Genomic DNA, 22,678 nt, shown 5'->3' with positions numbered 1-22,678 from the left:
CTCTATTTTATTTGATTTACTTGTTTACTTGTTTATAACTATAGCACAAAAGGGTTGAAAGTTAAACCATCAAGGGCTAAAATAGCGTTTTTTTAATCGATGAAAGCCAAGGTTTCCAAGCTATCTCTCTGTAAAATGCGATAGGTTTTAAAAGCTTTCTTCTCAATGATTCCTTGGTCGATAAATTGTTTGATGACTCGCTGTACATGTCGATAGCTAGTCCCAAAACTAGAAGATAAAATGGATGGTGATAACTGAAAGATATCTTGTTCCTCAATATTCAAAATATGAGTAGCTAGACGCTCTTTGACAAAGTAGCTGGCATTCGTTGAGGCAGTAATGCCCTGTCTATGCAGAGCCATTGCTAGGTTACGCCCAATATGATAGAGAAAAATAGGGTCTTTGAGGAGTGCCTCTTTATTATTTAATGGGAGCTGGACTGTTTGAACTTCTTCTAAAGCAATGACTGAAGAACCCGCTAATTGATTGGTCATGAGTTCAACGTCTCCCAGTAGCTGTGGTTGTTGAGGCATTTCTAGGATGTGTTCTTTACCATTGGATAGGGAGCGAACAATTTTTACCCTACCTGATAAAATGTAGGTTAACTCAGTGATATCTTGTCCCTGAGTGCAAATGTAATTGCCTTTTTGAAAGGTGACTTTCTGTAATTGGCTGAGATAGGGGGCTGAGAAGACTTGTTCAAGTTGAGGGTGAATAGTGTGGTTACGCATACATCTCCTTTTTAGGACTTAGGTCCTATTTTTTTAGCTCTTCTTAGATTATAATGAAAAAATAACTATCAGACAAGTAAAGAAAGGATGCTCTTATCCCTATATTATGATTATGACAAAGATTTTAGAAAAAATGAGCCTACTCGGGCTATCTTTGCTTTTGATTTCAGCCTTCTCGATTTCAACCGCTCTACCACCTATGTTGGACTACTATAGTCCAACATATAATGCTTCTCAAGTCGAGCTTTTGGTGTCTGTCCCTTCTTTTTCCGTAGTGGCTATGCTCTTACTTAATCCTTTTGTTGACAAATGGTTAAATGACAGGCAATTGATTATGACAGGTTTAATTTTACTAAGTAGTGCTGGAATTTTTCCTTTCTTTGTACAATGGTATCCACTTGTTTTACTGTCTCGTCTTGTTTTTGGAATGGGTATCGGTTTCATCAATGCCAAGGCTATTTCTATCATTAGTCAGCGTTACCAGGGCAAAGAGAGGATTCAGATGCTTGGAATTAGAGGTTCCGTGGAATTGATTGGTGGGGCATCATGTTCCCTTTTGGTTGGACAATTACTGAAAATTCATTGGACACTTGCTTTTCTTATCTACGGTTTTGGTTTTATCATCCTAGCAATGTACCTTCTCTTTGTACCACCGATGGAGCAGATAGAGAAGAAAGAGATACAAAAAAGTAAACAAGGTTTGAATAAAAAAGATTTTGCTATGATTTTAGGCATGGCCCTCTTGTCAGGTTTTGTGATTTGCATTAATTCATCGATTAGTTTGCGCGTGCCTCTTTTTCAAGTTGATGGTAAGACCATTGTAGGTGGGGAATCAGCTCTGGTACTTAGTTTGGAGCAGGGAATTGGGATTGCAGCTGGACTTAGCTTTGCTTCATTGCTAGCTCACATTAAGAACCGTCTCTTGCCGATGGCCCTGCTTTGCCTATCTATCTGTCTATTTGGAATAGCTCTGGCTAACAACTTGCTGACATTGATTTTGTCTTCTGTTGGTGTTGGTTTCTTTTACAGTATTATTTTGACCTTTATCTTTCATCGTCTTTCTGAATGTATTGCTAGAAATTTGCTGAATAAGGCGACGGCTTATGTTCTCTTAGGATGCAACCTAGGCTCAGCCGTATCCCCTTATGTTTTGAAATTGCTGGCACTGGTCTCTTCAAGTTTTAGTTGGATTTTCCTAGCTTATGCTATAGTTAGTTTTCTACTTTTCTTAGGCTTCCTTCTGAATTCAAGAATGGTCAAAAAACCCTAAGTTAGAAAGTCTCAAACAGTGAATTTGACGATTGACAAAGATTAGTAGATAAGCTAGAATAGAGAGGTCGTAAAGACAAACCAACTCTTTCTTGGTTTTAGGAGAGCCAATCCTAAGACTCGGATGGAGCAAAAAAAGGAGAAAAAACATGGCAATCTCAAAAGAGAAAAAAAATGAAATCATTGCACAATACGCACGTCACGAAGGTGACACTGGTTCAGTAGAGGTTCAAGTTGCTGTCCTTACTTGGGAAATCAACCACCTTAACGACCATATCAAACAACACAAAAAAGACCACGCTACTTACCGTGGTTTGATGAAAAAAATCGGTCACCGTCGTAACTTGTTGGCATACCTTCGTCGCAAAGACGTTAACCGTTACCGTGAGTTGATCAGCTCACTTGGACTTCGTCGTTAATTCAAGATAGCTTTGTATCTTGAATGAACGAAATTGAAACTGCTCCATGATGGAGCAGTTTTTATTTTTGATTAGGATTTTAGCCCAAGTTCAAAACAGCTAGCTGGATTCAGAAAGCTATTATTTTGTCTTTTATTCCGAACCTATAAGACGTCCTCGTTTAATTTTTTTGTATTCATCTAAAAAAGTGCCCTAACGGAACCTCCAGATTTAAGTTCTGGAGGCTTTTCTATGTTAAAATTTTTTTGATTAATGTTTGAAACTGAGGGAGTTGATGAATTGCAGTCCCGACAAGGAGACCTAACATATTTAAGACGATATCTCCTAAATCAAATATTCCAAGATGTCCAAAGTATTGGATGGATTCGACGGAGAAAAGGGCGATGAGACAGAGTAGGAGATTACTCATTCGGGAAGAAAAGAGGAGTCCTAGGGGGATGAACATTAATAGGTTCATGATGGGAACAAAGTGGCTGCCCCAGTGTAGTTCCTGAGCGAAGGAAAGAGGATTAAGGGATATCCCTTGGATGCCGATGTTTTTCAAGAAAAGTAGGTAAAAGAGAGAAAGAAAATAAATGAAGTAAAGTAGGAGAAGTGTTTGTTTTTTTATTTTCCTAGTGAGAAGGAGTTTCAAAAAAGCGTAGACGAAGTACCCTAATAAAATAATAATGACTAGGTTTAGGAAAACTTGGAAGTAGGGACCGTAATGGGCGATATAATGAACATATTGTTCCAGATGTCCTCTGTAAAACCAGTAAGACAAGCCAAGTGAGATGATTCTTAGTAGGATGTTACTCAATACTTTTTCCACTTTTCCCTTCCTTTTGCATATGATGAGTACACATTATATCAAAAAAATGTTTAAAGAAAGTTAAGAAACTGTAACGAAGATTTTATAGAATAGGTGGGTAGGGCAAAATCAAAGGCTAAAAAGGGACTTTGAAACAGCAATTCTACTTTTGACTAACAATTTTTGTAAGCAGGCTATGAAACCTTATAAAATAATTAAATTTTAAAAATTAGAAGATAATATCCTGCCTTAATACTGTTAAAATATTATTGTATAGTAGTGATTTTTAATAAAAAAAGTAGTTCGTCTTATGAATAAAAAGGGTTTTGACGACAGCTGGAATTGCAGCACTTGCAGTTTCTGCTTCAGTTGCTAAAGCTGATGAGGTAACGACAAATGATCAAGTCTTAACAACAGCATCAGTATTATAGACAGCTACACAAGCTATCCCAACTCAATCACAAGTAGAAACGGCTAGGGAACAAGCAATGCTGTAAGTCAATCGGTATCGCATCAAGAGTTAGTAGTCGCTGATCACGAAGAGACTATCAATCATGCTAAAGCAAACTTAGCGACTGCAGATGCTAACTTGCAAAAGGCACAAACAGCAGCCGATGAAGCAAGTCTAGAAGCTATTGCTGTAGCTCAAGGTCAAGTATCCATCGCTGAAAATGAAGCTAACGAAGCTAAGACAGCAGTAGCGACCGCTCAATCAGCAGAAAAAACTTCCAAAGATGTAGCAGACAAATTTATAATGTAGATGGTAAAGTTGTCGCTCTCACAACACAAGAAAAAGCCACTCAAACAAACGCTGAAAAACAAGTACCTGTTCAAGAAGTATACAGCTTGCCAGAAACAGGTGAGGTAACTGTAGTAGGACTTGCCTTTTTAGGTCTTTTTATGACACTATTGGCCTTTCTTGGTTTTGTTGACAGACGTACACGTCGTAACTAAGCAAATAGAGACAAAAAATGGCAGTTGCCGTTTCTTATATCAGAGAATCTAAAAAAGTTAAGGCCGAAACCTTAACTTTTTCGTTTTTAACCCAAGAAACGTTTGAGGAATTCCTTGGTACGTTCTTCTTTAGGATTTTCAAAGATTTGTTCTGGGCTACCTTGTTCAGCGATTACCCCTTTATCCATGAAGATGACACGGTCTGAAACATCGCGTGCGAACTCCATTTCATGGGTAACGATAATCATGGTCAACCCGGTTCCAGATAGCTCCTGCATGGTCTTGAGTACTTCCCCTACCATTTCTGGGTCAAGGGCTGAAGTTGGCTCGTCAAAGAGGATGGCTTCTGGGTCAACAGAGAGGGCACGAGCAATCGCCACACGTTGTTTTTGGCCCCCTGAAAGTTGTTTTGGTTTAGCTTTCCAGTATTGTTCCCCCATACCAACTTTCTCTAAGTTAGCTTTGGCGATACTCTCGGCTTCTTTACGGTCACGTTTGAGAACAGTTGTTTGAGCTACGATAGCATTTTCCAAGACATTAAGGTTTTCAAAGAGGTTGAAGGATTGGAACACCATACCGAGTCTCTCACGATAGGTAGTGAGATCATAACCTTTTTCAAGGACGTTATCCCCATGATAGAGGATTTCACCACCTGAAGGTGATTCGAGTAGGTTAATAGAGCGAAGGAAGGTTGATTTTCCTGAACCTGAAGAACCAATAATTGAGATAACCTCCCCCTTTTTGACACTGAGGGAGATATCTTTGAGAACTTCGTTTTTTCCGTATGATTTTTTGAGGTTTTTGATTTCTAAAATCGTCTCAGTCATTAGTGAACCCCTCCTCCTTGTGTGTAAGTATCTTGATCCAAACGGCGTTCTACATAACGCAAGATGCGAGTTACTGTGAAAGTAAGAACAAAGTAGATTGCTGCAATAACAAAGAATGTTTGGAAGTATTGGTAAGTTTGGGTTGCAACAGTGTTACCTGCGAAGTAAAGTTCCACGACAGAGATAACATTCAACACAGAGGTATCTTTAATATTAATGACGAACTCATTACCAGTGGCTGGCAAGATGTTACGGATAACCTGTGGAAGAACAATCTTGCGCATGGTTTGACCGTGGGTAAAACCAAGAGCAGTAGCAGCTTCGAATTGCCCCTTATCAACAGCGAAGATACCACCACGAACAATTTCACTCATGTAGGCTCCGGTGTTAATAGAAACAATGAATATAGCTGCCAGTGTACGGTCAATATTGATGCCAAAAGCTTGGGCAGTACCGTAATAGATAACCATAGATTGTACAATCATTGGTGTACCACGGAAAACTTCGATATAAACGTTAAGAAACCAACCGAAGATTTTTTGGAGCAAGGCTACAAATTTATTAGCAGCCTTAGGAGCTGTACGGTAAACACCAATCATAAGACCGATAAAAGTTCCGACAACAGTACCGATAATGGAGATAAGAAGTGTCATTGCTGTACCACGCAAGAATTGTGGCCAGTTTTTAGCAATAATAGTAGTCACTTGGCTAAAGAAGTTTCCTTTTTTAGCTTCATCAGTCTTATCTGCAGGTTGAATGTCAATGATGTGATCCATCAGTTTGACACGCTTTTCTTGGCTGATACCAGCAAGAACCTTATTGACTTGTTCCATTTGCTGGTTGTCTCCTTTACGAAGACCGACAGCCAAGGAAACATCATCGTCTGATACCTGGAAGCCGCCATCTTTAAGTGAAATCATCTTATATTTTGAGCTAGCCTTTTCAGCAGTGCGTGCTTCTGGTCGCTCTGAGACATAACCATCGATGATACCAGATGCAAGGGCTTGCCGCATCGCACCGAAGTCCCCCATGGCAGTTTGTTTGTTCACATTTGGAATCTGATCAATCAAGTTGTAGAGGTAAACTCCTTGTTGAGCTGTGATTTTAGCATTCTTGAAATCCTTGACGCTCTTAGCCTTGGCGTAATTGCCATCAGAGCTAACAACTATAACAGGTTCACTACGGTAGTAGCTATCTGAAAAGTCAATTTCTTGACGACGTTCAGCTGTTGGACTCATACCTGCGATAATCATATCAATCTTGCCAGAAGTGAGGGCAGGAATCAAACCTGTCCAAGCTGTTTTGACCACCAAGGGTTTCTTACCTTGAGCTTCAGCGATTTTTTTAGCGATTTGCACGTCATAACCGTTGGCATACTGTTTAGTACCTTCTATTGGAATGGCTCCGTTTGAGTTATCATCCTGTGTCCAGTTGAAAGGTGCATAGGCAGCTTCCATACCAACACGGAGATACTCGTCTGCTTGAGCGCTTGATACTCCGCCAAAAACGAGGAGGAGAGCCGCAAAGCAGGCTACAATAATTTTTTTCATTGAAACAATGTCTCCTATAAAAATGTCATTCCTTACTATTTTACAGGAAATTGAGACTGATGACAATAAGGTGATGCTAGAAAAAACTGTATATCAGGATTGTCTTTAAATACAGTTGCTAATTTGATATAATGGGGAGTATGATTTGGAGTCTTATTCACTATTGATGTGATAAGTCTAACATTTAAAAACGGAGATAATAATGCAAACGGCACAGTATATTATTGAATTACTAAAGGCAGTCTTTCTTGGGATTGTCGAAGGGATAACTGAGTGGTTACCCATCTCATCAACAGGTCATTTGATCTTGGTTAATGAATTCTTGAACTTAAGACAAAGTAAAGATTTCATTGATATGTTTAATATCGTTATCCAGCTTGGGGCTATTTTAGCAGTTATGGTCATTTACTTTAAACGTTTGAATCCCTTTCAACCTGGTAAAACAGCACGTGAAGTGCAGTTGACTTGGCAACTTTGGCTCAAGGTGGTCATTGCTTGTATTCCCTCAGCCTTCTTTGGTCTTCTTTTAGATGATTGGATGGAGGCCCACCTCAGTAATTTCTTTGTAGTAGCTATCATGTTGGTGGTCTACGGGATTGCCTTTATTTGGATTGAGGACCGCAATCGACGTGTAGAGCCTAAGGTAACGGACTTGGCACGTATGTCTTACAAGACCGCTTTCTATATTGGTCTTTTCCAAGTCTTGAGTATCATTCCAGGGACTAGTCGTTCAGGTGCTACTATTCTTGGGGGAATCATCGTTGGTACTAGTCGTAGCGTAGCAGCTGACTTTACCTTCTTCCTTGCTATTCCAACGATGTTTGGTTATAGTGGGCTTAAGGCAGTTAAGTATTTTATTGATGGGAACACCTTGACTGGTGGACAAGCGGCCATTCTATTGGTAGCTAGTGTGACAGCCTTTCTTGTCAGCCTATTTGTGATTCGCTTCTTGATGAACTATATTAAGAAACACGATTTCACTGTTTTTGGAAAATACCGTATCGTACTCGGTATCATTGTGCTTTTCTATGGAGCTGTCAAACTTATTTTTGGATAAAAAATTGAAAGGATTTCGATTGAAGTCCTTTTTATCTGGTTTAGAGATTAGTTATTGAGAAGTTTTCCAAAGATAAGATAAGCTAGTGTCTAAAGAACTAGTCCGCAAGTTAGGAAACCGGAAAGGATTTTCAATAAGTCTACAATCATTATGCAAGGGATGCCATCCGGAAAAACAGAGGATTGGAAGGATGGTAACATACAAGATCGAGAAGTGGAGGAGTGATTGTTGTCTGAATGTCAAATGATTATCGTCGTAAATGGGTGCAGTTGCCAGTATAGTGGCAAGGATTAATCCTGTAAGAAAGGTAGATTTGTTTACTTGATAAGGTTTTCCTGACAAGTAGAGAAAGAGCGTCAAAAAACTCGTTATTCTTACAGTATTGCTAGTTCGAAGTCATCCTTTTTTATAGGCAGTCATGGTTGTTACCTACAACTATATATCCACTTTTATTTTACTCTTTTCTAGGATAGCTGACAGCTATAAATAGGAAAATTCAAGTCTTTGCTAGTATTAGAGAATTTTAAAAAAAGCTTCCTAAAATAAGATCTAAACTTGTTCAGAAATTGATATCTCTTTGTTTTTCTAGTATAATGAAATAACTACTCGTGCGAGGTTTTTACATATGGAAATGAAACAAATAAGCGAGACAACTCTAAAAATCATGATTACCATGGAAGATCTTGAAGAACATGGTATGGAGCTGAAAGATTTCTTGATTCCCCAGGAAAAAACAGAGGAATTTTTCTATACTGTCATGGATGAGTTGGACTTGCCTGATAACTTTAAAAATAGTGGGATGTTGAGCTTCCGTGTCACGCCACGAAAGGATCGTGTGGATGTTTTTGTGACTAAATCAGATCTTAAGGAAGACCTTGATTTCAATGATTTGTCAGATATGGAAGACTATTCAGGACTTTCTCCAGAAGAATTCCTCAAAGCTCTTGAAGATAACTTTATGGATAAGGGAGATATTGAAGCCCACCATAAGCTCGAAGAGCATGATAAGACCTTGAAAGAGGTTGATGAGACTATGACAGAGCCGGCTAAGGAAGTGGCTGAGGAAACTATTCGTGAAGATTATACTCACTATGTCTTGGCTTTCTCTGACTTTGATCAAGTAGTGACCTTTGCGCAAGGTTTGAAGAATGTGTCAGTGGAGGGTTCTGAATTTTATAAACTTGGTGATGTCTACTATATGACTATCCTTCTTTACTTGGCTGATGAGCCTGATTATTACGCGAACAATATGTATGCGCGTTTTCTTGAATATGCGAATGTGGCAGACCGAACACGTCCCTATCTACAAGAGCATGCAACAATCTTGATGGAAGAGGACGCCTTACCGGTATTACAAGCAACGAAATGGAGCTAGGACATGCCTTGGACCATTAATTATATTTTTGTCTTGATTGGGACCTTTTTGATTGCCATTGTGGGAACCCCACTGGTTCGCTCTTTGGCCTTTCGAGTCGGAGCAGTTGATAATCCAAATGCAAGACGTATCAATAAAAAGCCAATGCCGAGTGCTGGTGGTCTAGCTATTTTCTTGGCTTTTGTACTGGCGACCTTGGTATTTATGCCTATGATTATTCAGAAGGATGTCTGGCATATTTCTTATTTTAGATACATCCTACCGGTTGCTGTGGGTGGTGCTATTGTGGTATTGACAGGTTTCATTGATGATATCTTTGAATTAAAACCTTTGCCTAAGATGCTCGGTATTGTTATCGGGGCTGTCATTGTTTGGGCTTTTACGGATTTTCGATTTGATAGCTTTAAGATACCTTTTGGCGGTCCCGTGATTCAGTTTGGTCCAGTCTTGACCTTGATTCTAACAGTGTTGTGGATTGCTGCTATCACCAATGCCATTAATCTGATTGATGGTTTGGATGGATTGGTTGGAGGAGTTTCTATCATTTCCCTGATGACCATGGGGGTGATTTCTTATTTCTTCCTCTATGATACTGATATTTTCTTGAACTTGACCATCTTTGTCTTAGTGGCTGCCATTATAGGCTTTTTCCCTTACAATTATCATCCAGCGATTATCTATCTAGGTGATACAGGGGCGCTCTTTATTGGCTTTATGATAGGTGTCTTGTCATTGCAAGGGCTGAAAAATGCGACAGCAGTAGCTATTTTGTCGCCTGTTATTATCCTGGGGGTGCCTATTACTGATACGGTGGTGGCTATTGTCCGCCGTAAGTTGTCAGGGCGCCCAGCCATGGAGGCTGACAAGATGCACTTGCATCATCGCCTTTTAGCTATGGGGTTCACTCATCGAGGAGCAGTTCTGGTGGTTTATGCCATCGCTACTCTCTTTTCATTGATTGCCCTCTTGTTGAATGTTTCCAGTCGTCTTGGTGGTATCCTTCTGCTCTTGAGTCTACTTTTAGGGATGGAAATTCTGATTGAAGGGCTCGAGATTTGGGGCATTGGTCGAACACCTCTCTTTAACTTCCTGAAATTTATCGGGAACAGTAATTATCGTCAAGCAATCATGTTGAAATGGAAGCAAGGTCGAAAAAAATAAACATTTGAAAAGCCAAGCAATGGCTTTTTTGTTATAATGATTCTAATTAAGGAAAATGGAAGTTCTCTTTTTATTTTCCGGAAAATAGTTTTGCTATTTTCAAAAAAATAATGCAATTAGCGAGCACATGCTCGCTGTATATATGGAAAAGGGGTATACAATGTCTGTACTTGAAATCAAAAATCTTCATGTTTCTGTTGAAGATAAAGAAATCTTGAAGGGGCTTAATTTGACTCTTAAAACTGGTGAGATTGCTGCTATTATGGGTCCTAACGGAACTGGTAAATCTACCCTTTCGGCTGCTATCATGGGTAACCCAAATTATGAAATCACAGAAGGAGACATCCTTTTTGATGGTGAAAGCATCCTCGACTTAGAAGTTGATGAACGTGCACGCCTAGGTCTTTTTCTTGCTATGCAATACCCAGCTGAAATCCCAGGGATTACAAATGCTGAGTTTATCCGTGCGGCTATGAATGCTGGTAAAGAAGATGATGAAAAGATTTCTGTCCTTGATTTCATCACTAAATTGGATGAAAAGATGGAATTACTTGGTATGCGTGAAGAAATGGCTGAGCGTTACCTTAACGAAGGTTTCTCAGGTGGTGAGAAGAAACGTAACGAAATTCTTCAGTTGCTTATGTTGGAACCTAAGTTTGCTCTTCTTGATGAGATTGACTCAGGTCTTGATATTGATGCTCTTAAAGTGGTTTCAAAAGGGGTTAACGCTATGCGTGGCGAAGGCTTTGGTGCTATGATTATCACTCACTACCAACGTCTCTTGAACTACATCACTCCAGATGTTGTACACGTAATGATGGAAGGTCAAGTGGTTCTTTCAGGTGGTCCTGAATTGGCTGCCCGTCTTGAGCAAGAAGGTTATGCGAAAATCGCTGAAGAGCTCGGTTACGAGTACCACGAAGAAGCCTAAGTCTGTTACTCGAAATAACTAGAAAAGGAGTAACCTATGTCAAAAGAATCTATTATCGCTTTTTCACAAGCAAAAGCAGAGCCACTCTGGTTGCAAGACCTTCGTCAAGCAGCGTTTGATAAGCTTGACGGTTTGGCTCTTCCGAAAATTGAGCGTGTTAAATTCCACCGTTGGAATCTAGGCGATGGAACGATTGCTGAAAATGAATCATCAGCAAATGTGCCTGACTTTACAGCGCTTGGAAACAATCCTAAATTGGTTCAAGTAGGAACAAATACTGTCCTTGAACAATTGCCATCTGACTTGATTAATCAAGGTCTTGTCTTCACAGACCTTGCAACAGCTCTTGAAGAAATCCCAGAAGTCGTTGAATCCTTCTTTGGTAAGGCTGTAGCCTACGATGAGGACAAATTAGCAGCCTATAACTATGCCTATTTCAATAGTGCAGCAGTCCTTTATGTACCAGATAATGTTGAAATTGACTTGCCAGTTGAGAGCTATTTCTACCAAGATGGCGATTCATCTGTTCCATTTAACAAACATGTTTTGATTGTAGCGGGTAAAAACAGTAAATTGACTTATCTTGAGCGTTTTGAAACGCTAGGTGAATCTACTGAAAAAGCTAGTGCCAACATTTCTGTGGAAGTTATTGCACAAGACGGTGCTCAAGTTAAGTTTGCGGCTATTGACCGTTTAGGTGAAAATGTCACAACTTATATCAGCCGTCGTGGTCGTATTGGTCGTGATGCAAGCATTGACTGGGCTCTCGGAATCATGAACGAGGGTAATGTTATTGCTGACTTTGATAGCGACTTGATTGGCAATGGAAGTCATGCCAATCTTAAAGTTATTGGTCTGTCATCAGGTCGCCAAGTTCAGGGGATTGATACTCGTGTGACTAACTATGGTAACAACTCTGTGGGACATATCTTACAACATGGCGTTATCTTGGAGCGTGGTACCTTGACTTTCAATGGTATTGGTCACATTGTCAAGGGTGCTAAGGGTGCCGATGCACAACAAGAAAGCCGCGTTCTTATGCTTTCTGATAAGGCCCGTTCAGACGCTAACCCAATACTTTTGATTGATGAAAATGAAGTTACAGCAGGACACGCTGCTTCAATCGGTCAGGTGGATCCAGAGGATATGTACTACCTCATGAGTCGTGGACTTGATCAAGAGACTGCAGAACGCTTGGTTATTCGCGGTTTCTTGGGAGCAGTTATCACTGAAATCCCAGTTAAGGAAGTGCGTGACGAGATGATTTCTGTAACTGATACAAAACTAAACAAACGTTAGGGACTATCAACGCAGATAGTCTAACCGATTATATATCTAGATAGGGAGATAAGATGTCAGCTCTAGATGCCTATAAGATTCGACAAGATTTTGCCATCTTAGATCAGGTAGTCAATGATGAACCTTTGGTATACTTGGATAATGCAGCGACGACTCAGAAACCTCAAGTAGTTTTGGACACCCTCATGGCCTACTATCGTGAGGAGAATGCTAATGTGCACCGTGGCGTGCACACTTTGGCAGAGCGTGCCACAGCTGCTTACGAAGCTAGTCGTGAAAAAATTCGCCAGTTTATTAGTGCCAAATCAACTAAAGAGATTCTCTTTACACGTGGAACGACAACTGGTCTTAACTGGGTTGGTCGTTTTGCAGAGCAGGTTCTTGAGCCAGGAGATGAGGTGGTTATTTCAATTATGGAACACCACTCTAATATCATCCCTTGGCAGGAAGCTTGTAAGAAGGCGGGGGCTAAACTTGTTTATGCCTACTTGAAAGATGGTCAGTTGGATATGGAAGACTTGGCCAATAAGATTAGTGAAAAGACAAAATTTGTCAGTCTGGCTCATGTTTCTAACGTTTTAGGTTGCATCAATCCTGTTAAAGAGATTGCACAAATGGCCCACCGAGTTGGCGCCTATATGGTAGTGGATGGTGCCCAATCTGCACCTCACATGGCTATTGATGTTCAGGATTTGGATTGTGATTTCTTTATCCTTTCTGGACATAAGATGTTAGGCCCAACAGGGATTGGGGTTCTCTATGGAAAAGAAGAGATTCTCAACCAGATGAATCCTATCGAATTTGGTGGTGAGATGATTGATTTCGTTTATGAACAAGAAGCCACTTGGAAGGAACTGCCTTGGAAATTTGAGGCTGGCACACCTAACATTGCGGGAGCTATTGCACTAGGTACTGCTGTGGACTACCTCTCTGCTTTAGGTATGGAAAATGTTCATGCTTATGAGCAAGAGTTGGTAGACTATGTCTTGCCTAAGCTTCAAGCGATTGAGGGATTGACGGTATATGGGCCAGAAGATTCTGGCAAACATGCGGGTGTTATCGCCTTTAATATTAATGGACTTCATCCTCATGATGTGGCGACTGCCCTTGACTATGAAGGGGTGGCGGTTCGTGCGGGTCACCACTGTGCTCAACCTTTAATTAATCATTTAGGTATTTCATCGGCTGCCCGTGCAAGTTTCTACATTTACAATACCAAAGAGGATTGTGACAAGCTTGTAGAGGCAATTCTTGCGACGAAGGAGTTTTTCAATGGCACTCTCTAGACTAGATAGTTTATATATGGCTGTTGTGGCGGATCACTCTAAGAGCCCTCATCATCACGGTGTTCTACCTAATGTGGAGCAACTTCAACTGAATAATCCGACATGTGGAGATGTTATCAATCTGTCAGTTAAGTTTGATGGTGATATGATTGAAGACATCGCCTTTGCTGGTGATGGTTGTACCATTTCAACAGCCTCATCAAGTATGATGACGGATGCGGTTATCGGTAAAACTAAGGCAGAGGCTTTAGAACTAGCAGAAATTTTCTCTCTTATGATTCAAGGAAATCATAAAGTGGATGAGGATAAGTTAGGTGAGGCCAAGCTTTTGGCGGGGGTTTCTAAATTTCCACAACGTATCAAATGTGCAACGCTCTCTTGGAATGCCCTTAAAATGGCTATAGAGAGAAGTGAGTTCTAGGAAGCAATGGAGTAATTATCTTCCTTGCTCAAGTCTTAAATAAAGCAAATTAATCAAACCTTTGATAAAGGAAAATACTATGACTGAAACAAATGAAAAAGTAGAACCAAAACCCATTGATCTTGGGGAATATAAATACGGTTTCCGTGATGATGTGACACCAGTCTTTTCAACAGGAAAAGGAATCAGTGAAGACGTGGTCCGTGCCATGTCTGCTGAAAAAGAGGAGCCTGAGTGGATGCTTGAATTCCGCTTGAAATCATTGGAAACCTTTAACAAAATGGCTATGCAAGAGTGGGGGCCAGACCTTTCTGGTATTAACTTTGATGATCTGACTTATTTCCAAAAGGCATCAGACAAACCTGCTCGTGACTGGGAAGATGTTCCTGAGAAAATCAAGGAAACTTTTGAACGTATTGGTATTCCAGAAGCAGAACGTGCCTATCTTGCTGGAGCCTCAGCTCAGTATGAGTCAGAAGTGGTTTACCACAATATGAAAGAAGAGTATGACAAGTTGGGTATTATCTTTACAGATACAGATTCAGCACTTAAAGAGCATCCAGAACTCTTTAAGAAGTACTTCTCAAAACTGGTTCCGCCAACAGATAACAAATTTGCGGCCCTTAACTCTGCCTTCTGGTCAGGTGGTACCTTTATTTATGTACCAAAAGGCGTTAAGGTAGATATTCCGCTTCAAACCTACTTCCGTATTAACAACGAAGCAACTGCTCAATTTGAACGTACTCTTATCATTGTTGATGAAGGTGCCAGCGTTCACTATGTTGAAGGATGTACAGCGCCTACATACACAACGGCAAGCCTTCATGCGGCCATCGTTGAAATCTTTGCACTTGATGGTGCCTACATGCGCTACTCAACTATTCAAAACTGGTCAGATAACGTCTACAACTTGGTAACTAAACGTGCTACGGCTAAGAAAAACGCAACTGTTGAGTGGATTGATGGTAACCTGGGTGCTGAAGTAACCATGAAGTATCCATCTGTTTACCTTGATGGTGAAGGTGCACGTGGTACCATGCTTTCAATTGCCTTTGCTAATGCTGGTCAACACCAAGATACAGGGGCTAAGATGATTCACAATGCACCGCATACATCATCATCTATTGTTTCTAAATCAATTGCTCGTAATGGTGGTAAGGTTGACTATCGTGGACAAGTAACCTTCAACAAGGATTCCAAGAAATCAGTATCTCACATCGAATGTGACACCATCTTGATGGATGACTTATCTAAATCAGATACTATCCCATTCAACGAAATCCACAATTCACAAGTTGCGCTTGAACACGAAGCTAAAGTTTCTAAGATTTCTGAAGAACAGCTCTACTACCTCATGAGCCGTGGACTTTCAGAACAAGAAGCAACTGAAATGATTGTCATGGGATTTGTGGAACCATTTACCAAAGAACTTCCAATGGAATATGCTGTTGAGCTTAACCGCTTGATTAGCTATGAAATGGAAGGATCAGTTGGGTAAGCAGTAAGTTTGTGTAAAAATACAGAGTAAACTGAGAAATTGGTTCAAAATACTATAAGGTTAAGATATACTTCTTAGCCTTTTTTGTTTGGATTGATTGTAAAACGTTTATGTGTAGTGGACAAGAGCTACAGATGCGTCATTTTTTGGATATTTCGAGTCTTTTTCGAGACAAAATAACTGAATTGTCGAATTATTAAGAATTATGTCTTTACTTTAGACTATTTTAAGGTATAAATATACACGAAAGTAAATTTTTGATTGGAGGAGGCCTCTTATAATTATGATTAAGAAACGTAACTTTAAGAGTATTGTAGCTGTTGGAGTAATTGCTTTGGCTTCTGCAACACTTCTTGCTGCTTGTGGCTCAAAATCAACCTCAAGTAAAGATGAAATAACTGGTACACCCCTACTGAAATATTGACCCTTGATATTTCTAAAAAATTCAGATCACTATTTAGCCTTGGCGCTTGGGAACTCAGAAAGTAACTTACTTCGTGTTGATAAAAATGGGAAGTTACAACCTGATTTGGCTAAAAAGTTGATGTGTCATCCGATGGTTTGACTTATACAGTGACTCTTAGAGATGGCTTGAATTATTCAGATGGTACTAAGATTACTGCTGAGGACTTTGTCTATACTTGGCAACGTATGGTTGATCCTGCTACAGCTTCTGAGTATGCTTACCTCGCTTCAGATTCTCACCTTGTTAATGTTGCAGACATTATTGCTGGTAATAAGAGCGTTGATGAATTGGGTGTTAAGGCTGAGGGAAATATAGTTATCTTTACCTTGTCAAATCCTTCTCCACAATTCAAAAGTCTTTTGTCATTCTCAAACTTTGTTCCACAACATAAGGAATTTGTAGAAAAGACTGGAAAACAATATGGAACGAAGTCTGACAAACAAATTTATTCTGGACCTTTCAAGGTTGAAAATTGGAATGGTACAAGTGGTGGCTTCAAACTTGTCAAAAATAACAATTATTGGGATGCAAAGCACGTCAAAACAAAGACAATCAATATTCAAACGGTTAAAAAACCTGATACTGCTGTCCAAATGTATAAACAAGGTCAACTTGACTTTGCAAGCATTTCAAGTACGTCAGCAATCTTTAACTCAAATAAAAAGAACAAAGATGTTGTTACAGTTCCAGAAGCAACAACAAGTTATATGACTTATAATGAAACTGGTAAAGTTAAAGGTCTAGATAATTTTAAAATCCGTCAAGCTCTCAACCTTGCTACCGACCGTAAAGGTATTGTCGAAGCTGCGGTTGATACAGGCTCAGTTCCAGATCGGTCCAATGGCTGCTAATATTCTAACCGGTTCAGCACTTATAGAGCAGATTTTCTCAATTCCTGGGATTGGCCAACAGTTTGTTACCTCCATTCCAACAAAAGATTATCCTGTCATTATGGGAACCACTATCGTTTATGCCGTTATGCTTATGGTAGCTATCCTATTGACAGATATCATTACTAGTTTTGTGGATCCACGTGTCCGTCTGAATTAAGGAGAGTATTATGGAAGAAAAACAACTAGTCAACCTTGTTGGTGCTGGAAATACTGAATCACAAGAAAAAATTGAAAAACCGACTCTCTCTTTTACACAAGATGTTTGGAGACGTCTGAAAAAAATAAATTGGCGACCATATCACTTTGGTTTTTAGCAATTCTACTGGTCTTTTCAATTGGATCAAATTTCTTTGTTAATGCCAAGGATGCTAATAATTTTAATGGTGATGAAGTTAAGACATATCGTAATTTACCACCTAAACTATCAGATAGCCTACCATTCTAGAATGGTAGTATTGTCTTTTCAGGTAATAAGGAGCCTAATGATGTGTACTCTGATCAATCAGTTCCAAAAGACGATAAATTTATTTTGGGAACTGACAATCTAGGACGTAACTTAGCAAAACGTGTGATTGTTGGTATACGTATTTCTCTCTTAATTGCCATCGTTGCTACTTTAATTGATTTGATTATTGGAGTAACATATGGTCTGGTGTCAGGTTTCTTAGGTGGAAAAATTGACCTCTTCATGCAACGTGTTATTGAGGTCATCTCATCTATCCCTAACTTGGTCATAGTAACGATGTTAGGGCTTCTCTTGGGTAGTGGTGTGTTTGTCAATCATTATCTCAATTGCCATTGTCGGATGGACGTCTATGGCGCGTCAAGTCCGTAATTTGACCCTATCCTACCGAGAACGTGAATTTGTTTTAGCCTCACGCGCTTTGGGTGAAAATAAATTCAAGATAGCTTTTTAACATGTTTTGCCAAATATTTCAGGTATCATTATTGTTCAAATTATGATGACCGTTCCAAGTGCTATTATGTACGAGGCGGTTCTATCAGCTATCAATTTGGGGGTTAAGCCACCAATAATTTCTTTAGGTTCGTTGATTACGGATGCTTCTGAGAATCTTCAATACTACTCTTATCAGGTGCTTATTTCTGCCTTGGCTCTTGTTTTTGTCTCTCTTGCCTTCATTCTTTTAGGGGAGGACGGCTTGCGTGATGCATTTGACCTTAAATCTAACAAAGAAAACTAACAGGAGCGTAATAATAATGAAAGAAACGATTTTAAGTGTAAAAAATCTCCATGTTAATTTTCATACTTACGCTGGAGATGTAAAAGCGATTCGTGATGTCAATTTTGACTTGAAAAAAGGTGAGACACTGGCAATTGTTGGTGAGTCTGGTTCAGGAAAATCTGTAACGACAAGGACGCTAATGGGTCTATCAGACAAAAAAACGCTAAGGTAACTGGAGACATTACCTTTAAAGGGCGCGATATGCAAGCCTTAAGGGAGGAAGATTGGGTTAAAGTTCGTGGAAATGATATTGCTATGATTTTTCAAGATCCTATGACCAGTCTTGACCCTACTATGAAAATTGGGCGCCAAATTGCTGAGCCTATTATGTTTCATACCAAATTATATCAGAAAGAAGCCTTAGATAATGGCTTTACAATTAATGAAAGATGTTGGGATACCTAATGACGAAGAACATATAAATGACTACCCTCACCAATGGTCAGGAGGAATGCTTCACAGAGCAGTAATTGCCATTGCTCTAGCTGCAGCTCCTGAAATTTTGATTGCTGACGAGCCTACTACAGCTTTAGATGTTACGATTCAAGCACAAATTCTTCGTCTGATGAAAAAAATCCAAGAAGAGCGTGATTTATCCATTATTTTTATTAATCATGACTTGGGTGTTGTCACTGGGATGGCTGATCGTGTAGCAGTTATGTTTGCGGTAAAATTGTGGAATATGGGACTGTGGATGAGGTTTTCTATAATCCGCAACACCCATACACATGGGGACTTCTTAACTCTATGCCTACAATAGAAACAGAATCTGGTAGCCTAGAAGCTATTCCAGGAACTCCTCCAGATTGGCTTTATCCTCCTAAAGGTGATGCCTTTGCTGCTCGAAATGTCTTTGCTTTAGATATTGATTATCAGGAAGAACCGCCAATGTTTAAAGTATCAGATACGCATTTTGCAGCAACATGGCTCTTAGATGAACTAGCTCCTAAAGTAACCCCTCCTTCGCCAATATTGAAACGATGGGAAAAATGGTCAAAGATGAAGGAGAAATAAGATGACACAAGAACGTAAAAAGTTAGTAGAACTAAAAAATGTGTCTCTAACTTTTAATAAAGGAAAATCAAACGAGGTTGAGGCTATTGATGACGTTAGCTTTGATATCTATGAGGGCGAAATTTTTGGACTAGTTGGAGAATCTGGATCAGGTAAAACAACCATTGGGCGATCTGTTTTAAAACTTTCTGATATTGATTCGGGTACTGTTACCTTTTCAGGTAATGAGATATCAAGTTTAAAAGGGAAAGATCTTCATGATTTCCGTAAGACAGCTCAGATGATTTTTCAAGATCCTCAATCTAGTCTTAATGGACGCATGAAAATCCGTGATATTATTGCTGAAGGCATTGATATTCATAAATTGGCTAAATCTAAGGAAGAGTGTTAAGCTAAGGTTAAAGAACTCATTGATTTGGTAGGGTTAAATGAAGATCACCTATCAAGATATCCTCATTAGTTTTCTGGTGGTCAACGTCAAGGGATTGGTATTGCGCGTGCTTTAGCGGTTAATCCTCATTTTATTGTAGCAGACGAACCGATTTCTGCTTTGGATGTTTCTATTCAAGCACAAGTGGTTAATTTGATGCAGAAGTTGCAACATGAACAGGGGTTAACTTATTTGTTTATTGCCCATGACCTATCGATGGTTAAATATATATCCGATCGTATTGGTGTAATGCATTGGGGTAAACTTCTTGAAGTAGGACCAGCAGATGAGATCTATCATAACCCGATTCATCCTTATACAAAGAGTCTATTATCTGCAATTCCAGAACCAGATCCAGAAAGAGAGCGTAAGCGTCAGCATTTGATTTACGATTCCTCTATTGAAAATGATGGGGAAAATAGACAAATGTATGAAATCCGACCAGGGCATTTTGTTTATGCTACAGAAGCAGAGGCTAAAAATTATAAAGAAGAAACCAAGTCTAATTAAACTGTAAAAAGGTGGTGATTCTCTAGTCACCTCCTTTTGATTAGTAAGCGTTTACAATCCAGAGGCAAAACAGTATGATAAGGGTGATAGAGCAATAGTGAAAGGGGACTAATATGGGAGTATACAACAACAGTGACTGGCTACTCAATCAGATTCGAGGGACAGCTAATGTCGTCATCAAGGCTTTTAAATTTGAGACTCTGGATATTGATTTAGGTCAGGTGGGAGACGATCAAGGGCAGACTGTTGATGGAAATGTTTACATTGATGATTTGTTAATTCAGGAAAAGTATGATCAGGTGACAGCCTTCATTCATAGTCAACTCAAACGCTTGACGACTATTGACTATAATCTCCTTGTCAGCATCTATATTGAGTATTTGGAGAATTTATCACCTGTAATAAGGCAAAAGCATCATTTTGACAATAGGCAACTAGCAAGTTTGAGGGAAAAACTGTCTGAATTTTTATGGTAATTTGCTAGAGAGAGTGGGAGAGGAAATGCCAAGCGTTTATGACTTTTCCATCCTCTTTTTTGTGTTATAATGGAAACACTATGGATAAATTAATTAAAACAATTTCAGAATCAGGTTCTTTCCGTGCTTATGTTCTTGATAGTACTGAAACGGTCAGAACTGCACAAGAAAAACACAATACATTATCGTCATCAACAGTTGCTTTGGGGCGTACCCTTATTGCCAATCAAATCTTGGCTGCTAACCAAAAGGGTGATAGCAAAATTACAGTTAAGGTTATCGGAAACGGCTCTTTTGGTCATATCATCTCTGTAGCTGATACCAAAGGACATGTTAAGGGCTACATCCAAAATCCAGGTGTAGACATCAAGAAAACAGCGACTGGTGAAGTTTTAGTAGGTCCTTTCATGGGGCAAGGACAATTTGTCTCAATCATCGATTATGGAACTGGTAATCCTTACACGTCATCAACACCGCTTATTTCTGGTGAAATCGGTGAAGACTTTGCCTACTATTTGACAGAGTCTGAGCAAACACCATCTGCTGTTGGTCTTAATGTACTTCTTGACAAAGAGGATAAGGTCAAGGTTGCTGGTGGTTTCATGCTTCAGGTCTTACCAGGAGCTAGCGAGGAAGAAATCGCTCGTTACGAAAAACGCATCCAAGAGATGCCAGCCATTTCAACACTTTTGGAGTCTGATGACCATATTGAAGCGCTCTTGAATGCCATTTATGGGGATGAGCCTTTCAAACGCTTGTCTGAAGAGGAGCTTAGCTTTGAGTGCGATTGCTCACGTGAACGCTTTGAAAATGCCCTCTTGACGCTTGGTAAGGATGAACTTCAAGCTATGAAAGACGAGGACCATGGGGCTGAAATCGTCTGTCAATTCTGCCAAACTAAGTATGAATTTTCAGAAGCTGACTTGGAGGAACTCATCAATGACTAAACTTAATTCATCCTTTATGATTGGAAATGTAGAGATCCCTCACCGAACAGTCCTAGCTCCTATGGCAGGCGTGACCAACTCTGCCTTCCGTACTATTGCAAAAGAGTTTGGTGCTGGTCTTGTGGTGATGGAGATGATTTCTGAAAAAGGTCTCCTCTACAATAATGAGAAAACCCTCCACATGCTTCATATTGATGAGAATGAACATCCAATGTCTATCCAGCTTTTCGGTGGTGATGCTGAGGGCTTGAAGCGTGCAGCTGATTTTATTCAGACCAATACCAAGGCTGATATCGTTGATATCAATATGGGTTGTCCGGTCAATAAGGTAGTCAAAAATGAAGCGGGTGCCAAGTGGCTCAAGGATCCAGACAAGATTTACCACATTGTCAAGGAAGTAACGTCAGTGCTTGATATTCCCTTGACCGTTAAGATGCGTACGGGATGGTCAGACAGTGATTTGGCTGTGGAAAACGCTCTTGCAGCTGAGTCTGCAGGTGTTTCTGCTCTTGCCATGCACGGTCGTACCCGTGAACAAATGTATACTGGTCACTGTGACCACGAGACGCTGGCTCGTGTTGCTAAAGCTATTACTAAGATTCCATTTATCGGAAATGGAGATGTGCGTAACGTTCAAGACGCTAAACTCATGATTGAAGAACTTGGCGTAGATGCCGTTATGGTGGGTCGTGCAGCCATGAATAATCCATACATCTTCACGCAAATCAATCACTTCTTCGAAACGGGAGAGGAGTTGCCAGATCTTCCGTTTGATAAGAAGCTGGACATTGCTGAAGATCACCTCAAACGTTTGGTAGACCTTAAAGGTGAGATGATTGCTGTCCGTGAATTCCGTGGTCTTGCTCCACACTATCTTCGTGGAACAGCAGGAGCAGCTAAGGTTCGTGGCGAAGTCTCGCGTGCCGAGTCTGTTGCTCAGGTCAAAGAAATCTTTGCGACTTTACGATGAAATAGAAAGAGCTCTGTTAGTATGTACTCTAACAGGGCTCATATATAATAAATTGCTTGTAATCTGACGAATAAAGCGATGAGACAGCTGTCTAATTCTTCAATATTCGAGTTAAGAGAAAAGAATCGATTACGTATTTATGATTATTATTCTAATAATG

The 22,678-nt window shown here is 39.8% G+C and carries 20 protein-coding genes and 5 pseudogenes; 20 read left to right on the top strand and 5 right to left on the bottom strand.

Features of this window, described 5'->3' with window-relative positions:
• Positions 1-92 precede the first annotated feature (92 nt).
• Positions 93-731 carry a cyclic nucleotide-binding domain-containing protein gene (locus MHH90_RS09010; RefSeq protein WP_014607889.1) on the bottom strand — a complete coding sequence of 213 codons (639 nt, stop codon included), beginning with the start codon at positions 729-731 and terminating at the stop codon, positions 93-95.
• Between the two features lie 106 nt (positions 732-837).
• Here MHH90_RS09010 and MHH90_RS09005 point away from each other — a divergent pair, with 106 nt between their 5' ends.
• A complete protein-coding gene (locus MHH90_RS09005; RefSeq protein ID WP_011680662.1) occupies positions 838-2,001 on the top strand; it encodes an MFS transporter in 1,164 nt (387 codons plus the stop codon).
• Positions 2,002-2,149: 148 nt separating this feature from the next.
• On the top strand, positions 2,150-2,419 hold the full coding sequence (gene rpsO / locus MHH90_RS09000) for a 30S ribosomal protein S15 (RefSeq protein ID WP_002949247.1): 270 nt from the start codon (positions 2,150-2,152) through the stop codon (positions 2,417-2,419).
• 229 nt (positions 2,420-2,648) lie between these two features.
• On the opposite strand, the gene MHH90_RS08995 is transcribed toward rpsO, so the two are convergent.
• Positions 2,649-3,230, bottom strand: a complete 582-nt coding sequence (locus MHH90_RS08995) for a VanZ family protein (RefSeq protein ID WP_011225359.1) — start codon at positions 3,228-3,230, stop codon at positions 2,649-2,651.
• Positions 3,231-3,798: 568 nt separating this feature from the next.
• Here MHH90_RS08995 and MHH90_RS08990 point away from each other — a divergent pair.
• The gene (locus tag MHH90_RS08990; protein WP_011680664.1) at positions 3,799-3,969 is read left to right on the top strand and encodes a hypothetical protein; all 171 of its coding nucleotides are present in this window, start codon (positions 3,799-3,801) and stop codon (positions 3,967-3,969) included.
• 86 nt (positions 3,970-4,055) lie between these two features.
• Positions 4,056-4,163 (top strand): LPXTG cell wall anchor domain-containing protein, encoded by a 108-nt coding sequence (locus tag MHH90_RS08985; protein ID WP_081247985.1) that lies wholly within the window; start codon positions 4,056-4,058, stop codon positions 4,161-4,163.
• Between the two features lie 86 nt (positions 4,164-4,249).
• On the opposite strand, the gene MHH90_RS08980 is transcribed toward MHH90_RS08985, so the two are convergent.
• Both MHH90_RS08980 and MHH90_RS08975 read right to left on the bottom strand, forming a co-directional pair.
• Complete coding sequence (locus tag MHH90_RS08980) at positions 4,250-4,990, bottom strand: amino acid ABC transporter ATP-binding protein (RefSeq protein WP_002949253.1); 741 nt, start codon at positions 4,988-4,990, stop codon at positions 4,250-4,252.
• Positions 4,990-6,540, bottom strand: coding sequence for an ABC transporter substrate-binding protein/permease (locus MHH90_RS08975; protein WP_011680665.1), 1,551 nt, complete (start codon positions 6,538-6,540; stop codon positions 4,990-4,992). Before MHH90_RS08975 ends, MHH90_RS08980 begins: the two co-directional genes overlap by 1 nt.
• A gap of 202 nt (positions 6,541-6,742) precedes the next feature.
• Here MHH90_RS08975 and MHH90_RS08970 point away from each other — a divergent pair, with 202 nt between their 5' ends.
• The gene (locus tag MHH90_RS08970) at positions 6,743-7,597 is read left to right on the top strand and encodes an undecaprenyl-diphosphate phosphatase (RefSeq protein WP_011680666.1); all 855 of its coding nucleotides are present in this window, start codon (positions 6,743-6,745) and stop codon (positions 7,595-7,597) included.
• 51 nt (positions 7,598-7,648) lie between these two features.
• Here MHH90_RS08970 and MHH90_RS08965 read toward each other — a convergent pair whose 3' ends face one another.
• Positions 7,649-7,939, bottom strand: coding sequence for a DUF3021 family protein (locus MHH90_RS08965; protein WP_223899616.1), 291 nt, complete (start codon positions 7,937-7,939; stop codon positions 7,649-7,651).
• A 283-nt stretch (positions 7,940-8,222) separates the two neighbouring features.
• Here MHH90_RS08965 and mecA point away from each other — a divergent pair, with 283 nt between their 5' ends.
• The 15 genes and pseudogenes from mecA (at position 8,223) to dusB (ending at position 22,518) form a co-directional block, all read left to right on the top strand.
• Positions 8,223-8,972 (top strand): adaptor protein MecA, encoded by a 750-nt coding sequence (gene mecA, locus MHH90_RS08960; RefSeq protein WP_011680667.1) that lies wholly within the window; start codon positions 8,223-8,225, stop codon positions 8,970-8,972.
• 3 nt (positions 8,973-8,975) lie between these two features.
• Positions 8,976-10,133, top strand: coding sequence for a glycosyltransferase family 4 protein (locus tag MHH90_RS08955; RefSeq protein ID WP_014621088.1), 1,158 nt, complete (start codon positions 8,976-8,978; stop codon positions 10,131-10,133).
• A 160-nt stretch (positions 10,134-10,293) separates the two neighbouring features.
• Entirely contained in the window at positions 10,294-11,064 is a 771-nt protein-coding gene (sufC, locus tag MHH90_RS08950; RefSeq protein WP_002947634.1) for a Fe-S cluster assembly ATPase SufC, read from the top strand.
• A gap of 36 nt (positions 11,065-11,100) precedes the next feature.
• On the top strand, positions 11,101-12,363 hold the full coding sequence (gene sufD / locus MHH90_RS08945) for a Fe-S cluster assembly protein SufD (RefSeq protein ID WP_011680669.1): 1,263 nt from the start codon (positions 11,101-11,103) through the stop codon (positions 12,361-12,363).
• Positions 12,364-12,416: 53 nt separating this feature from the next.
• Positions 12,417-13,649, top strand: a complete 1,233-nt coding sequence (locus MHH90_RS08940; protein WP_167401409.1) for a cysteine desulfurase — start codon at positions 12,417-12,419, stop codon at positions 13,647-13,649.
• Entirely contained in the window at positions 13,636-14,070 is a 435-nt protein-coding gene (gene sufU / locus MHH90_RS08935) for a Fe-S cluster assembly sulfur transfer protein SufU (protein ID WP_014607895.1), read from the top strand. Before MHH90_RS08940 ends, sufU begins: the two co-directional genes overlap by 14 nt.
• Before the next feature lie 79 nt (positions 14,071-14,149).
• Positions 14,150-15,568: a Fe-S cluster assembly protein SufB gene (gene sufB, locus MHH90_RS08930; RefSeq protein ID WP_002947647.1), complete on the top strand. Its 1,419-nt coding sequence runs from the start codon at positions 14,150-14,152 to the stop codon at positions 15,566-15,568.
• A 283-nt stretch (positions 15,569-15,851) separates the two neighbouring features.
• A pseudogene (locus MHH90_RS08925) lies at positions 15,852-16,864 on the top strand (peptide ABC transporter substrate-binding protein); the annotation flags it as partial.
• Position 16,865: 1 nt separating this feature from the next.
• Positions 16,866-17,084 (top strand): annotated as a pseudogene (locus tag MHH90_RS08920) (ABC transporter permease subunit); the annotation flags it as partial.
• Positions 17,085-17,094: 10 nt separating this feature from the next.
• Positions 17,095-18,129 (top strand): annotated as a pseudogene (locus MHH90_RS08915) (ABC transporter permease).
• A gap of 13 nt (positions 18,130-18,142) precedes the next feature.
• Positions 18,143-19,185, top strand: a pseudogene (locus MHH90_RS08910) (ABC transporter ATP-binding protein).
• A gap of 1 nt (position 19,186) precedes the next feature.
• Positions 19,187-20,125, top strand: a pseudogene (locus MHH90_RS08905) (ABC transporter ATP-binding protein).
• A gap of 113 nt (positions 20,126-20,238) precedes the next feature.
• On the top strand, positions 20,239-20,601 hold the full coding sequence (locus MHH90_RS08900; RefSeq protein WP_014727303.1) for a hypothetical protein: 363 nt from the start codon (positions 20,239-20,241) through the stop codon (positions 20,599-20,601).
• A gap of 80 nt (positions 20,602-20,681) precedes the next feature.
• Positions 20,682-21,548, top strand: coding sequence for an Hsp33 family molecular chaperone HslO (hslO, locus tag MHH90_RS08895; protein WP_024704163.1), 867 nt, complete (start codon positions 20,682-20,684; stop codon positions 21,546-21,548).
• Entirely contained in the window at positions 21,541-22,518 is a 978-nt protein-coding gene (gene dusB / locus MHH90_RS08890) for a tRNA dihydrouridine synthase DusB (protein ID WP_011680674.1), read from the top strand. Before hslO ends, dusB begins: the two co-directional genes overlap by 8 nt.
• Positions 22,519-22,678 lie beyond the last annotated feature (160 nt).

The organism is Streptococcus sp. FSL E2-3488, assembly GCF_038003585.1.
Lineage (GTDB): Bacteria > Bacillota > Bacilli > Lactobacillales > Streptococcaceae > Streptococcus > Streptococcus thermophilus.
This window is presented reverse-complemented; position numbering and strand designations above follow the sequence as displayed.